The sequence below is a fragment of the Streptomyces sp. URMC 129 genome (assembly GCF_051386415.1).
GTDB lineage: Bacteria > Actinomycetota > Actinomycetes > Streptomycetales > Streptomycetaceae > Streptomyces.
Genome location: NZ_JBPQTQ010000061.1, coordinates 1 through 13605, shown reverse-complemented (window position 1 = coordinate 13605; position 13605 = coordinate 1). Strand labels below are relative to the sequence as shown.

The window sequence follows — 13605 nt, the reverse complement described above, 5'->3', positions numbered from 1 at the left end:
GTCGCCCCGGGCGCCGCGCTGGTCGCGCGCGCCGTCGGTCCGCCGTGCGTCGTTGCCCACGCGGGCGACCGGACCGGCCGGTCACGCTCGGGCGGTCAGCTCTTCCGGATCGCGCGGGACCAGGGACAGGCCCCGGCGGCCGGCGCGCAGGCTGATCCGGACCCGCAGGCCGCCGATCCTGGCCAGCACCAGCCCGACCGTCACCGCCGAGGCCGCGCAGACCGCGCCGCCCGCCAGCAGCCCGATCCGGGCGCCGAACTCGTCCGTCAGCCAGCCCATCAGCGGGGCCCCGATCGGGGTGCCGCCGACGAAGACCATCATCATCAGGCTGATGACCCGGCCGCGCATGGCGGGGTCGCTGGCGAGCTGGATGGTGGCGTTCGCCGTGACCTGGAACGTCATCGCGACCAGCCCGACCACCGGCATCAGCGCGGCGAAGACGACGAACGCGGGCGCCGCGGCGGTGATCATCAGCAGCACGCCGAAGAGCCCGGCCGCGCCGACGATGAACCGCATCCGGCGGCTGCCGCGCCGGGCGGCCAGCAGGGCGCCGGCCACGGAACCGGCGGCGATCAGGGAGTTCAGCAGGCCGTAGGTGCCCGCGTCGGCGTGGAAGACGCGGTCGGTGAAGGCCACGAGCCAGATCGGGAAGTTGTACCCGAAGGTGCCGACGAAGCCCAGCAGCACGATGGGCCACAGCAGCGCGGGCCGGGACCCGACGTAGCGCAGTCCCTCGCGCAACTGCCCCCGGGCGCGCGGCGTGCGCCGGGCCGGGGCCAGCTCGGCGGTGCGCATCAGCAGCAGCCCGGCCAGGGGGGCGAGGAACGACAGGGCGTTGAAGAGGAACGCCCAGCCGCCGCCGACCGTGGTGATGACCACACCGGCGACGGCGGGGCCGATGAGCCGGGCGGACTGGAAGTTCGCGGAGTTGAGCGAGACGGCGTTGCGCAGCAGGTGCGGGGGCACGATCTCGGAGACGAACGCCTGGCGGGCCGGGTTGTCCACGACGGCCGCCAGGCCGAGGGCGAACGCGAGCGCGTACACGTGCCAGACGTTCACCGCGCCGCTGAGCGTGAGCACCGCCAGGGCCAGGGCGGTCAGCCCGAGGGCGGACTGGGTGCCCAGCAGCAGCTTGCGCTTGTCGAAACGGTCGGCGAGGACGCCGCCGTAGAGGCCGAACAGCAGCATGGGGAGGAACTGCAGCGCGGTCGTGATGCCGACCGCGGCGGCCGAGCCGGTGAGGGTGTGCACCAGCCAGTCCTGGGCGATGCGCTGCATCCATGTCCCGATGTTGGATATCGACGAGCCCAGGAAGTGGATCCGGTAGTTGCGGATCCGCAGGGAACCGAAGGTGGACGTCTTCTGGGTCGTGGTCAGGGATGCGGGGGCGGAGTCTGCTCCGGGTCCCGGACTCAAGGGAACCTCCTGTTCTTCGGGTCAGAGGGTCATCAGAGGGTCAGAGGTGTGCGAGCTTGTGGAGAACGGGCGCCGCGGCGCGCAGGGCCGCCCACTCCTCCTCGTCCAGTTCGCCGGCTAGCCGCGCCAGCCAGGCGTTCCGCTCGGCGCGGCTGCTCTCGATCATGGCCTCGGCCTGGTCGGTGACGGCGACGACCTTCTGTCGGCGGTCGGCGGCGTGCGGCTCCATGCGGACGAGGCCGCGGCTGGTGAGCAGCGCGATGATGCGGGTCATCGACGGCGGCTGCACGTGCTCCTTGCGGGCCAGCTCGCCGGGGGTCATGGGGCCGCACCGGGCGAGCGTGCCCAGCGCGGACAGCTCGGCGAGGCTGAGCGCGCGGTCGGCGTTCAGGTGCCGCATGCGGCGGGAGAGCCGTTGCACGCCGACGCGCAGGGTGTTCACCGCCTCGGCGTTCTCCGGACCGTCCAGCTTGGCGTTGGGCATGGGCACCGCCATCACTCGTTAGCTTTCCTAACAAAATATATGACGATAGTACGTGCCCTGTACATTCCCGTGCCCGCGTTATCGTGAGCACATGCGGTGGGCTGAGCTGACGAACGGCAAGCGGGAGGCGCCCGAGCCCCTGGAGGGGAACGTGGTGGCCACCGTGCTCACCGGCACGCTCGTGTGGGCCGTCCTCTTCGTGGCCCAGCTGCCGTTCTACGGCTGGTACGCGGACCGCGGGCACGAGTGGTGGATCTGGACCTGCCTCGCCGGCACGGGCCTCGGCCTCTTCGGCCTGTGGTACGCCCGCCGCCGCGAAGCCGCGATCCGCGCCCGGAAGGAGCGCGCCGGCGACGACCGGGACTGAGCCCGCCCGCCGTCAGCAGGGGGCGCGCCAGGCGTCCAGGGACAGGTTCTTGGCCATCGAGCTGAACCCCAGGGCCGTGGTCTCCGGGCAGAACTCCTCGGGGCGCAGGGCGTATTCGACGTGGAAGACCGCCTTGCCCGCCTCGATGAACGGGGTCAGGGCCGCGCACTCACCGAACTCGGCGCACTCCTCGTTCACCGCGAAGTCGAAGTCGTCGACCAGCTCCGGGACATGGGGGAGGTCGTTCTTCAGGCCCACCGACAGGCCCCGGTCGTGGGCCAGCTCCGCGATCATGCGGTTGTAGGCGAGCTGGTCGGCGCCGGTCAGCGGGAAGCCGGTGTCGTGGAGATGGCCGTCGAGCAGGTCGGGTTCGACCGCGTCGAAGCCCTTGTCGCGGCACATGTCGAACCGTTCGGCCATCAGCGGGCGCAGCACGTCCAGGGCGCGGATGTCCAGCCAGCGTTCGCCCTCCCAGCCGTTGCCCTCCCCGAGCAGCTCCGGCGGGAAGTCACCGGCGTCGGGGCGGAATTCCTCCCAGGCGCCCGCGTTGACGTAGCAGATGACCCGCACGTCCCGCTCGTGCAGCGCGGCCACGTCCGCGGCGCCGGACTCGAAGCCGTCGATGTCGTAGACCGGGACGTCCACGGTCAGGTCCGGCGTTCCCGAGAGCTGCCACTGCCACGCCGTGCCCGGGGCGGGCCGCCACACCTCGTCCTCCGGCGGAGCGGCGCAGGCCGCCGCCAGCGGCAGCAGGGCCGCGAGGGCGGCGGCCCGCCGGGATATCAGTCGAACCACCGGGCCGTGCGCAACTCCTCCGCCCGGGACGGGTCTTCCAGGAGCGCGGCGAGCTCGAAGCGGCGCGGCCACCGGCCGGTGGCCCAGGCCAGACCGGCGGCCAGGCCCTCGAACGTCGCGGCGTGCAGGGTGCCGTCGGGCGTCAGGCGCCAGTCCAGCTCGGTGCCGTCGATCACCAGCTCCTCGTACTCCACGTACGTGGCCGGGGTGTCCGGGCCGAGGAGCGCGCGGGCCTCCTCGGGGACCTCGCGGCGGGTGCCGCCCCCGGCGGGCGGCTCGGCCGGGAGCGCGGCGCTCAGCGGGCGCACGTCCAGCACGGCGGCCAGGTCGGCGGCGCGCGCGGGCGGCACCGGGAGCAGCGGGCGGCCGGCGGCCAGCGGCAGCAGGTCGGGGGCGTCCGCGACCAGCGCCTCCGCCGCGTCCACGACGCGCGGCTCGCCGTCCACCACGGCGCGCAACTCGTCGGGGAGCGTCACCTCCTCCGGGTCCAGATCGGCCAGCAGCGCGTACAGGCCGTGCAGTTGGCCCGCCGTCACCGGCACCGCCGGGTCCGCGAGGCGGGCCAGCAGGTCGGCCGCGCCGCCCGGCTCGGCCAGCAGCGCGCGGGCCGTCGTGCGCACCCCGAGGGCGTGCAGCACCTCCTCGTCCGCGTCGGCCGTGTCCGCGTCCTCGTACAGCCCGGCCAGCAGCGGATCGCCGCCCGCCGCGCGCAGCCCCGCCGGGCGGCGGCCGTCCAGCACGGGCGCGCCGCGCAGCCACCACGCGGTGTACGAGCGGGCCCGCTCCACGCCGCCGTCCGGCATCCGCACCCGCACCGGCGTGATCAGCGCCTCGCGGAACGGCGGGCGGGACAGCAGCGACAGCACGCGCTTCCACTGCCCGTCGTCCACCAGCTCCAGGTCCCGCACGGCCACCACCTCGGCGGCGACCGGCGGCAGCGGGCTGTCGCCCAGCGCGTCGAGGGTGTCCTCGCACCACACGTCCACCGCGTCCAGCAGCCCCACGTCGTCGGGCTCCGCGTACCCGGCGTCGCGCGGCTCCAACTCGTCGGGGTCCAGGACGACATCGGTGGCCCGTATCAGCGCGAAGTCCGCCTGCACGCCGACGGCCGTCAGCGGCTGCTCGCCCCAGCGGGCGGCCAGGTCGGCGTCGCACGCGGCGAGTTCGCCCGGACGGATGACCTGCTGGAACGGGCTTCCCGGGTAGACCAGTTCACCGGCCGGGGTCAGCTCGCCGTCCTCGTCCGGCAGTGCCAGCGCGGCCAGCCACGGCAGTTCGCCGGGCGCCGGCTCCGCGTCGCGCACGAGGCCCAGGACCGTCGCGGCCAGCTCGGCGGCGGGCACGGCGTCCTCGTCCCACACGTCCATGTCGGCCGACGCGGCGACCGCCGACCGCACCTGCGGGGTGTCCAGCACGGCGCGCGGCGTGGCCGGGTTCGCGCCCAGCTTCTCCAGCAGCGGGTGCGCGGCGTCCGGATGGGCCACCTTCAGCCCGAGGCGGCCCAGCTCCTCCGGCTCGGTCCCGGCCACCGGCAGCAGCACCCGGCGCGGCCCGATCGTGGTGCGGCCGTCCGCCAGCGGCACCGGCAGCCCGTGCAGCAGCTCCGGGTCGACGCCCGACAGCGACTCGTACAGCCGCCACCACCACGCGGGCGGGCGTTCCACGCCGGCCAGCCGGTCGATCATCTCGCCCAGCGAGACCCGGGCGACCTCCAGCACCCGCAGCTCGGCCCGCCGCTCCAGCCCGGCGGGCAGCAGCACCGGGAACAACTCGGCCAGCACGGCCACGGTCTCCGCACCGGCCCGCTCCACCAGCTCCGCCTCCACCGGGCGCAGCGCGACGGGGATCTCGTTCCCGGGATCCCCGTCGACGGCCGCCTCGGCGGCACCGGCCGCCGCCGCGCTGGGCAGGAACGCCGTGGTCGGCAGCCGCTCCAGCAGCGACTGCCGCAGCGCGCCGTCGAGTTCGCCCCGGCCCAGCGGCCCCGGCACCAGGCTCAGCGTCTCGCTGGTCACCGGCCGCCACGCGGCCAGCAGCGCCGCGTACGCGTCGGCCGCCCGCTCGATCAGGAAGTCCGTCAGCGGGCCGGGCGCCACATGGCGGCGGGTCGGCTCCAGCGGGAAGCTCGCGATCAGCAGCGCGGGCAGGCCCAGCGGGTCGTCGGTCGGGGTCGGCGCGTGCACCACGGCCGGGCTGGTCGGCGGCGCCGGGGCGCCCTCCGCGTCCACGGGAACGGCCCAGGTCACCGACCAGTGGCGGCGCTCCCGCTCCTCCAGCGGCCGGTCCGCGAGGAGCGCGGGATCGGCCTCGCCGCTGTCGGACACGACCCGCCAGCGGGTGGAACGGACCGCGCTCCCGGCCGGCCCCGGCTCCTCGGTGATCTGCGTGTACGAGCCGAACTGCCGCCGCGTCAGCGTCCGGGCGCCGCCCGCCGTCTCCACCGTGACCTCGTCCAGGCCGGGCAGCGTCAGCAGCAGCGTGTCGTCCACCGCCTGAAGCAGCCGCGTCGCCAGGTCCTCGGCCGCCGCGTCCCGCAGCGGCAGCGTGACGGCCGTGTCGTAGCCCTCGGGCACCGCCGCGGCCTCGCCCGGCGGCGCGGGGAACGGCAGCCGCAGCAGCGGAACGGCGTGCCGCTGGCCCGCCCTGCGGTCCAGCTCGGCCAGCAGGTCCGGGTGCTCCCCGGCCGCCTCGCGCGCCAGCTCCGTCGCCTCGGCCAGGGACCAGCGCACCCCGCCCGCCGCGCTCGCGATGGCGGGGGCGTCGCTGACGGCGAGCACGGCCGCGAAACCGACGCCGAACCGGCCGACGCCCACCGCCTCGTCGCGCTTGGCGGAGGCGCGCAGCGTGGACAGCGACTCGACGCCCGCCGCGTCCAGCGGCGAGCCGGTGTTGGCGACGACGAGCACGCCGTCGCGCAGCGTGAGGCGCAGGCGGCCGGGCCGCCCGGCGCGGGCGGCGGCGTCGGCGGCGTTCTGGGCCAGCTCGATGACCAGCCGGTCGCGGTAACCGCCCCGGGCCAGGTCTTCCTCCGCGTTGGCGTCCTCACGGAAGCGTGCCGGGAGGTCGGTCCACGCGCTCAGGACGGTGCGCCGCAGCCGCCCGGTGCCGAACAGGTCGAACAGGTCGTCGGTGGTCACGGGTGCGACAGTACCGGTTGGCCGACGTCACCCCGGAAAGCGCTTCAGAGGGGATCGGCCGCCAGGTGGTCGATCACGGGCGGCGCCGGCTGCGCGGCCCTGGGGCTCACGGCCGCCTCCGAGTGCGCGCCGCAGCCGTACGCCAGCGAGACCACGTGCCCGTCCGCCGGGGAGAACTCGTTGGCGCACACCCCGAACGCCTGCCGCAGCGCGCCCGCCATCGGCAGCAGGAACCCGCAGCTCAGACAGTTCGCCGGGGCCGCCTGCGCCATCGGCGTCTCCGGGCCGTAGCCCTCCTCCCAGCGGTCGGCGGCCTCCTGGAGCCCGTACCAGGACAGCACCCGGCGCCGGCCCAGGCCCAGCTCCGCGGCGATGTCCGCGACGCTGCCGCGCCGGATCACCTCGCCCTCGGGCTCGGCGGGCTCGGCCTCGACCTCCTCGCCGACGGCGATGAACCCCGGATCCAGGCGCGGGTCGTCGCCCTCGGCCGGCAGCAGGTCGCCGGGGCCGAGGTCGCCGGGGCGCAGCCGCTCGCTCCACGGCACCCACTCCGGGGCCAGCAGCGCGTCCGGGCCGGGCAGCAGCGCGACCTCGTCCACGGTGACGTAGCGGGCCCGCGCGGCGCGGGCGACCGTGACGCCCCAGCGCCAGCCCGGGTAGCCGGGCTCCTCGCCGGCGAAGAAGTGGGTGACGAGCCGGTCGCCCTCGGCGACGGCCCCCAGATACGGCCCCAGTGGGTGCGGGTGCGCGGCCTGTGCCGCCGCGTCGCGCGCCAGCTCCACCGCCTCGGCGCACAGCCGGTCGGGGGTCTGGCTTCGTGTCCCGTTCCCGGTCCCAGCACCACTCACAAGAAATCTCCTACGCCGCCATTGTCGCGAGCGGGCGCCTTGGGGATACCCCCGGGCAGGGCCCGGTGGAGAACGGGCCGACGGAGCGGACGCTGGGACCGCTGCGACGTCGGGCTGAACGAGGCAAGGCGCACCGTCCGCCCACGCTACCGCACGGGCCGGGGCGCTGTGCACGGACCGCGAAAGAGCGACTCTTTCCGTAAACCCCTGTAAAGGGGCGGTGAGAAGGAGGAACCGGTCTCCCGTTCTGCCCTTAGGCTTGGGAGCCGTGGCTGCTGCTGGCGGTTCCTCCGAGCTGAGAACCGGGTCCGGATCCGGGCTTCTCCGGGTGGTGCGGGCGACCGGTCGTGCCCTGCCGGCGGTCCCCCTGGCGCTGGGCCGCCGCATCCGGCGCGCGACGCACGCGCACGGCGCCGGGGAATCGGGGCTGGGCAAGCTGATCGAGCTGCACGCGGTGCACTCGATGGGCGACATGCTCGTCACGATGGCGCTGGCGTCGACGATCTTCTTCTCCGTCCCCACCGACGAGGCGCGCGGCCGGGTCGCGCTGTATCTCGCCGTCACCATGGCCCCGTTCATCCTCCTCGCGCCCGTGATCGGCCCGCTGCTGGACCGGGTCCCGCACGGCCGCCGGGCCGCGATGGCGGGCGCGCTGCTGGCGCGCGGGACGCTGGCGCTGGTGATCGCGGGCGCGGTCTCCGGCGGCGGCCTGGAGCTGTACCCGGCGGCGCTGGGCGTGATGGTGTGCTCGAAGGCGTACAACATCGTCCGGTCCGTCGCCGTCCCGCGCCTGCTGCCGTCCCGGATCTCGCTGGTGAAGGCGAACGCCAGGATCACCCTCACCGGCCTCATCGCGGCGGGCGCCGCCGCGCCGCTGGGCCTCGGCCTGAACGCGATCGGGCAGGAGTGGCCGCTGTACGGCGCCTGCGCGCTCACCGTGCTCGGCGCGATCCTCTCCTTCCGGCTGCCGCACCAGGTCGACCTGGCCCGCGACGAGCGGAAGGTGCACCTGGCCGAGCTGGCCGAGTCCCGCGCCGGGCGGGCGCGCGACGCGGACGACGGGCGGAGCTCGGGGGTGCTGCGCGGCCTGGACTCGCCGGTGTTCAAGGCGCTGCTGGCCAACGCGGGGCTGCGGGGGCTCTCCGGCTTCCTGCTGTTCTTCATGGCGTTCCTGCTGCGGAACGAGCCGCTGCCGGGGCTCACGGCCGCGTTCTCCCTCGGCGTCGTCGGCGTCGCGGCCGGCACCGGCAACGCGCTGGGCAACCTCCTGGGGAACTGGCTGCGCGACCGCGCCCCGGAGTTGATCCTGCTGATGGTCCTCGCCCTGGCGCTGTCCTGCGCGGTCGCGGCGACGGTGAACTACACGGCGGCCACCGTCGTCGCCGTCTGCGCGGCGGCCGGGATCTGCCAGGCGCTGGGGAAGCTGTCGCTGGACGCGATGATCCAGCGGGACGTGCCGGAGGTGGTGCGGATCTCGGCGTTCGCCCGCTCCGAGACCTCGCTGCAGATGGCGTGGGTCGCGGGCGGCGCGATCGGGATCTCGCTGCCGCTGGACGGGCGGCTGGGGATGACGGTCGGGGCCTGCGTGGTGTTCCTGGCCACGGCCTCGGCCCTGCGGAGCCTGCTGTCCGTCGCCCGGCGCGGCACGCCGCACCCCCGCGTCAAGTGACCCGCGCGGCCGGGTTAACCTGCCCGCATGACTGCGTACGCCACCACGCGCTCCCGGCGACCGCGGGGCCGCCGCATCGCCCGGACCACCCTCGCCGCCGGCGCCGTTTCGCTGGGGCTCGTCACGCTCGCCGCGTGCGACAAGCCGACGCCGCACGCGACCTTCACGGTCGGGTCGAGCACCGAGTCGCACGAGACGACCACCGACTGCTGGAAGGACGGGGAGCCACTGGGCGCGGAGCGGGCGCAGTCCTGCCTGGAGAGCGAGGAGGACGTCCCGGTCATCACCGTGGAGACCGGCGACACCTTCCGTGTCGGCGTGGACCCGGAGGTCGCGGAGAGCGGCTGGCTGATCTTCTACCAGGGCCAGCCGTACGAGGCGGAGCCGTACACCACGACCTACGAGACGTTCTCCGTGGACGACCTGTACCAGGTGATGCGGCAGCAGTCGCCGGGCGAGCTGCCGCAGCGGGACACGCTGCGGGTCGTCGTGGCGCAGGTGGGCGACGAGTACGACATGGAGAGCATCTGGTCGTCGTCCTCGCAGGAGGAGTACCAGGAGAAGCTGTTCGGCTCCTTCGAGGGCGTGTGGAACCTCGAACTGGAACCGCGGGACTGACGGCGGCCCGGCGCGCATGACGGGCCTGACGCACGTCCTGGTCGTCACCGCCGTCGCCGCCGAGCGCGACGCGGTGACGCGCTCCGTGGCCCGCGGCGCCGTCCCCCTGCCGGGGGTGCGGCCGGAGGTGCTGCGGGTCTGCCCGCTGCACACGCGGGTCGTGGTGGACGCGGTCGCCGCCGGGGTCGGCCCGGCCGCAGCCGCCGCGGGGACCGCGACGTCGCTGGCGCTGGCGCCCGGCCGCGGGGAGCCGTACGACCTGGTGGTCTCGGCGGGCATCGCGGGCGGGTTCGCCGGTGCGGCGGCCGTGGCGGGCACGACAGTCGTCGCCTCCGCGATCATGGCGGCCGACCTGGGCGCCGAAACCGCGGAGGGCTTCTCCGACATGGCGGAACTGGGCTTCGGCATCGTCGCCCACCAGCCGCCGCCCACCCTGGCCCGGACCGCCGCCGAGGCGCTCGGCGCCGTCCACGGGCCGGTGCTGACCGTGTCGACCGTCACCGGCACCGCCCGGCGCGCCGCCGAGCTGGCCGCGCGTCACCGGGGCGTGGCGGCCGAGGCGATGGAGGGGTTCGGCGTGGCGACGGCCGCCGCCCTGCACAGCGTTCCGGTGCTGGAGATCCGTACCGTTTCCAACTCCGTCGGCCCGCGCGACCGCGCCGCCTGGCGCGTTCCGGAGGCGCTGCGCGCGCTGACGGACGCCTTCGCCGCGCTGTGGCCGGTACTCGACTCCTGGAAGGAGCGTGAGGGACCGTGGCCGATACGGAGTTCGCGGGGCGGCGGCCGTTGAGCATCGCGTACTCGCCTTGCCCCAACGACACGTTCGTCTTCCATGCCTGGGCCCACGGCCTGGTGCCCGGCGCGCCCCCGGTCGGCGTCCGCCTCGCGGACATCGACATCACCAACGGGCTCGCCGAGCGCGGCGAGGGCGAGATCCTCAAGGTGTCGTACGCGGTGCTGCCCTGGGTCCTCGACACCTACGCGCTGCTGCCGTGCGGCGGCGCCCTCGGGCGGGGCTGCGGGCCGCTGGTGCTGACGCCGGGCCCGGCGGAACCGGCCGCGCTGGCGGGGCGGACCGTGGCGGTCCCCGGCGAACGGTCCACCGCCTACCTGTTGTTCCGGCTGTGGGCGGCGGCCCACGTGCCGGGCGGGGTCGGGGACGTGCGGGTGATGCCGTTCCACGAGATCATGCCCGCGGTGCGCGACGGCCGGGTGGACGCCGGTCTGGTGATCCACGAGGCGCGGTTCACCTATCCGCGCTTCGGGCTCCACCAGCTCGCGGACCTGGGCGAGTTCTGGGAGGGGACCACCGGGCACCCGATCCCGCTGGGCGCGATCATCGCCCGGCGCTCGCTGGGCGAGGAGCGGCTGCGGGCGATCGCCGGGGCGATCCGGGCGTCCGTGCGCCGGGCGTGGGCCGATCCGGCGGCCAGTCGCGACTATGTGCTGACGCACGCGCAGGAGATGGACCCGGCGGTGGCGGACGCTCACATCGGGCTGTACGTCAACGAGTTCACCGCGGAGCTGGGCGAGGCGGGGCGGGCGGCGGTGGCGGAGCTGCTGACGCGGGCGGCCGGCGAGGGCCTGGTGCCGCGGGTGCCGGAGGAACGGCTGCGGCCGGTCGGCTCGGAAGGGTGATACGGGCTCTGGGGCGACCGGTGACCTGTGAAACCGGCTCAGACGTCCAGCTGGTCGGCGACGGCGCGCAGCATCCCGGCGATCTTCCGGCCGTTCTGCCGGTCGGGGTACCGGCCGCGTTCGAGCTGCTGGGAGACGCCGTCCAGCAGCGTGGTCAGGTCCTGCACGATGGAGGCCAGCTCGTCCGGCTTGCGCCGCTGCGCCGCGGCCACGGAGGGCACCGGGTCGAGCAGCGTGACCGACAGGGCCTGGTCCCCGCGCTGGCCGGCGACGACGCCGAACTCCACGCGCTGACCGGGCTTCAGCCCGTCGACCCCGCTGGGCAACGCCGAGGAGTGCACGAAGACATCGCCGCCGTCGTCACGGGAAAGGAAGCCGAAGCCCTTCTCGCTGTTGAACCACTTGACCTTGCCGGTAGGCACGTGTCCTCGTCCTCGCACTCGTTCCACACCAATAGGGCGGGCCGCAGGACCCGCCACCCCCCAGGCTAATCGCCCCCGGCCCGGTGACAAGATGCCGCCGGGCCGTTTCGGAGGATCACTGCCCCCGGGTCGTGGCGAGTATGCGCGGGTGCGACCCTGGACGGGTGAGTGGATACGGAAACAGGCCGGGAGACGTGCTGGTGCGCGTGGGCGGCGTCGTCTTCGCGGTCGGCGCGGTCGCGACGCTGGTCACCGTGATTCCGCTGTTCATCGGCGCGGACCCGCTGCCGACGGCGGCGTACGTGGTGTCGATGCTGATGGGCGTGGGATTCCTGATCGCCGGGGCCGGGCTGGTGCGCTCGATCGCGCACCAGCGGCGGCAGGACCGGGCGGCTCAGGCGCGTTCGGCCAGGTAGCCGTCGAGCCAGCGGGGGAACGCGCCGAGGTCGGGCAGCACCACGTCGGCGCCCGCCGCGCGCAGTTCCTCCGCCGCGCACGGCCCGGTCGGGACGGCCACCGACAGCGCGCCGGCGGCGTGCGCGCCGCGCACGTCCCCCGTGTGGTCCCCGACGTAGACGGCCGCGTCGTGGGCGCGCAACGCCTCCGCCTTGGCCTCGGCCCACAGCGAGCCGATGACGGCGTCCGGTGCGAGGCCGAGGTGTTCGACGTGCAGCTTGGCGTTGGGCTGGTACTTGGCGGTGACGATGATGGCCCGGCCGCCGTGGCCGCGCACGGCGGCGATGGCCTCCCGCGCGCCGGGCATGGCCTCGATGGCGCGGATGGCGTGCGTCACGTACAGCTCGCGGTAACGCTCGCCGACGGCCGGGATGTCGGCGGCGGGGAACCAGTGCGCCAGCTCCTCCTCCAGCGGCGGCCCGAGGCGGGTGACGGCCAGGTCGGCGTCCACGAACACGCCGGTCTCGGCGGACAGGGCCCGGTAGGCGGCCCTGATGCCGGGGCGCGAGTCGATGAGGGTCATGTCGAGGTCGAACCCGACAGTAACCGGTGGGTGAAGAACCGGTGTGGGCGAAGGGGTCTGCGCGGAAGGCGGCATGCCGCTATTGTGCCTCCAGCACATGCGTCCGGTTAGGATCGCCTAACCTAACTCGACGGGTGTCCAGCACCTTTCACGTGACCCTTCACTCGACCTCGGGGACCCGCAGCATGCAAGCCGTTGAGACTCCGCCGCGCCCGCGCGCCCGGTCGCGGATCGGTCTGGTGACCGCCGCGGCGGTGGGCGTGGGGCTGGCGGTGGTGCTGAGCCTGGCGGTGGGCAGCCGTTCCATCGCCCCGCCGGACGTGTGGCGGGCGCTGTTCCTCGACGGAACGGGCCCCGACGCGGAGGTCGTGACCGAACTGCGGCTGCCGCGCACCCTCATCGGCCTGATGGTCGGCGCGGCCCTCGGGATGGCGGGCGCGGTGATGCAGGGTCTGACCCGCAACCCGATCGCGGAGCCCGGCATCCTCGGCGTCAGCCAGGGCGCGTCGGTCGCGGTGGTCCTCGCCATCGCCTACGCCGGGGTGCACACCCTGGCCGGATACGTCTGGTACGCCTTCGCCGGGGCCGGGATCGCGGCGGTCGCCGTGTACGCGGTGTCGGCGCGCGGCCGGGAGGGCGCGACGCCGGTGAAGCTGGCCCTGGCGGGCGCGGCGATCAACGCGCTGCTCGCGTCGGTGATCGCGGCCGTGCTGACGACGCAGGCGGCGACGCTGGACGAGTTCAGGTTCTGGCAGATCGGCTCGCTCTCCGGGCGGGACGCCGAGATCGCCGGGCAGATCTGGCCGTTCCTGCTGGCCGGGGTGGTCCTGGTCGTCGCGGCGGCCCGCGGCCTGGACGCGCTGGCGCTCGGCGACGACGTGGCGCGCGGGCTCGGCCAGAACGTGGCCCTGGTCCGCGTGACGGGCGGCCTGGGCGCGACGGTCCTCACGGGCGTGGGCGTCGCGGCGGCCGGCCCGATCGCGTTCGTCGGCCTGGCCGTCCCGCACATCGCCCGTGCCCTGGTCGGTGCCTCGCACCGCTGGCTGCTGCCGATGTCGGCCCTGCTGGGCCCGGTGATCCTCCTCGCCGCCGACGTGGCCGGCCGGATCATCTTCCCCCCCTCCGAGGTCCCGGCGGGCGTGACGACGGCCCTGATCGGCGTCCCCTTCCTGGTCTACCTGGTCCGCAGGACGGGAGCCACCGCATGAGTTCGCCCACCCGCCCGCCGGGAC

General features: G+C 74.9%; 14 protein-coding genes. 7 read left to right on the top strand and 7 right to left on the bottom strand.

Annotation, left to right across the window (positions count from 1 at the left end):
* Positions 1–81: 81 nt before the first annotated feature.
* Complete coding sequence (locus ACSNOC_RS14680; RefSeq protein WP_436747857.1) at positions 82–1416, bottom strand: MFS transporter; 1335 nt, start codon at positions 1414–1416, stop codon at positions 82–84.
* Positions 1417–1456: 40 nt separating this feature from the next.
* A complete protein-coding gene (locus ACSNOC_RS14675) occupies positions 1457–1912 on the bottom strand; it encodes a MarR family winged helix-turn-helix transcriptional regulator (RefSeq protein ID WP_436747856.1) in 456 nt (151 codons plus the stop codon).
* A gap of 79 nt (positions 1913–1991) precedes the next feature.
* On the opposite strand from ACSNOC_RS14675, the gene ACSNOC_RS14670 reads away from it, so the two are divergent.
* Positions 1992–2267: a DUF2530 domain-containing protein gene (locus ACSNOC_RS14670; RefSeq protein ID WP_436747855.1), complete on the top strand. Its 276-nt coding sequence runs from the start codon at positions 1992–1994 to the stop codon at positions 2265–2267.
* A gap of 12 nt (positions 2268–2279) precedes the next feature.
* Here ACSNOC_RS14670 and ACSNOC_RS14665 read toward each other — a convergent pair whose 3' ends face one another.
* From ACSNOC_RS14665 to ACSNOC_RS14655, 3 genes are read right to left on the bottom strand one after another with little or no spacing between them, the layout of a single operon-like run.
* Entirely contained in the window at positions 2280–3062 is a 783-nt protein-coding gene (locus ACSNOC_RS14665; RefSeq protein WP_436747854.1) for an endo alpha-1,4 polygalactosaminidase, read from the bottom strand.
* A complete protein-coding gene (locus ACSNOC_RS14660; RefSeq protein WP_436747853.1) occupies positions 3050–6199 on the bottom strand; it encodes a sacsin N-terminal ATP-binding-like domain-containing protein in 3150 nt (1049 codons plus the stop codon). Before ACSNOC_RS14660 ends, ACSNOC_RS14665 begins: the two co-directional genes overlap by 13 nt.
* A gap of 44 nt (positions 6200–6243) precedes the next feature.
* Positions 6244–7047, bottom strand: coding sequence for a DUF3027 domain-containing protein (locus tag ACSNOC_RS14655; RefSeq protein ID WP_436747852.1), 804 nt, complete (start codon positions 7045–7047; stop codon positions 6244–6246).
* 268 nt (positions 7048–7315) lie between these two features.
* Here ACSNOC_RS14655 and ACSNOC_RS14650 point away from each other — a divergent pair, with 268 nt between their 5' ends.
* The 4 genes from ACSNOC_RS14650 to ACSNOC_RS14635 are packed head-to-tail and all read left to right on the top strand — an operon-like array spanning position 7316 to position 10972.
* The gene (locus ACSNOC_RS14650; RefSeq protein WP_436747851.1) at positions 7316–8716 is read left to right on the top strand and encodes an MFS transporter; all 1401 of its coding nucleotides are present in this window, start codon (positions 7316–7318) and stop codon (positions 8714–8716) included.
* 27 nt (positions 8717–8743) lie between these two features.
* Positions 8744–9334, top strand: coding sequence for a hypothetical protein (locus tag ACSNOC_RS14645; RefSeq protein WP_436747850.1), 591 nt, complete (start codon positions 8744–8746; stop codon positions 9332–9334).
* 16 nt (positions 9335–9350) lie between these two features.
* On the top strand, positions 9351–10124 hold the full coding sequence (locus ACSNOC_RS14640) for a futalosine hydrolase (protein ID WP_436747849.1): 774 nt from the start codon (positions 9351–9353) through the stop codon (positions 10122–10124).
* On the top strand, positions 10088–10972 hold the full coding sequence (locus ACSNOC_RS14635; protein ID WP_436747848.1) for a 1,4-dihydroxy-6-naphthoate synthase: 885 nt from the start codon (positions 10088–10090) through the stop codon (positions 10970–10972). The genes ACSNOC_RS14640 and ACSNOC_RS14635 overlap by 37 nt, the downstream gene beginning before the upstream one ends.
* A gap of 38 nt (positions 10973–11010) precedes the next feature.
* Here the strand turns inward: ACSNOC_RS14635 and ACSNOC_RS14630 are convergent, their stop codons facing one another.
* Complete coding sequence (locus ACSNOC_RS14630; protein WP_436747847.1) at positions 11011–11394, bottom strand: cold-shock protein; 384 nt, start codon at positions 11392–11394, stop codon at positions 11011–11013.
* 164 nt (positions 11395–11558) lie between these two features.
* Between ACSNOC_RS14630 and ACSNOC_RS14625 the strand changes: the two genes are divergently transcribed.
* Complete coding sequence (locus ACSNOC_RS14625) at positions 11559–11810, top strand: hypothetical protein (RefSeq protein ID WP_436747846.1); 252 nt, start codon at positions 11559–11561, stop codon at positions 11808–11810.
* Here ACSNOC_RS14625 and ACSNOC_RS14620 read toward each other — a convergent pair.
* Entirely contained in the window at positions 11789–12448 is a 660-nt protein-coding gene (locus ACSNOC_RS14620) for an HAD family hydrolase (RefSeq protein ID WP_436747845.1), read from the bottom strand. The two genes, ACSNOC_RS14625 and ACSNOC_RS14620, sit on opposite strands and share 22 nt — an antisense overlap.
* Before the next feature lie 110 nt (positions 12449–12558).
* Between ACSNOC_RS14620 and ACSNOC_RS14615 the strand changes: the two genes are divergently transcribed.
* Positions 12559–13581 carry a FecCD family ABC transporter permease gene (locus ACSNOC_RS14615; RefSeq protein WP_436747844.1) on the top strand — a complete coding sequence of 341 codons (1023 nt, stop codon included), beginning with the start codon at positions 12559–12561 and terminating at the stop codon, positions 13579–13581.
* The last annotated feature ends 24 nt before the right edge of the window (positions 13582–13605 follow it).

Coding starts and splice junctions, on each gene's coding strand:
- ACSNOC_RS14620 (WP_436747845.1), bottom strand. CDS start 12,448: ATGCCGCCTTCCGCGCAGACCCCTTCGCCCACACCGGTTCTTCACCCA.
- ACSNOC_RS14670 (WP_436747855.1), top strand. CDS start 1,992: ATGCGGTGGGCTGAGCTGACGAACGGCAAGCGGGAGGCGCCCGAGCCC.
- ACSNOC_RS14615 (WP_436747844.1), top strand. CDS start 12,559: ATGCAAGCCGTTGAGACTCCGCCGCGCCCGCGCGCCCGGTCGCGGATC.
- ACSNOC_RS14675 (WP_436747856.1), bottom strand. CDS start 1,912: ATGGCGGTGCCCATGCCCAACGCCAAGCTGGACGGTCCGGAGAACGCC.
- ACSNOC_RS14645 (WP_436747850.1), top strand. CDS start 8,744: ATGACTGCGTACGCCACCACGCGCTCCCGGCGACCGCGGGGCCGCCGC.
- ACSNOC_RS14640 (WP_436747849.1), top strand. CDS start 9,351: ATGACGGGCCTGACGCACGTCCTGGTCGTCACCGCCGTCGCCGCCGAG.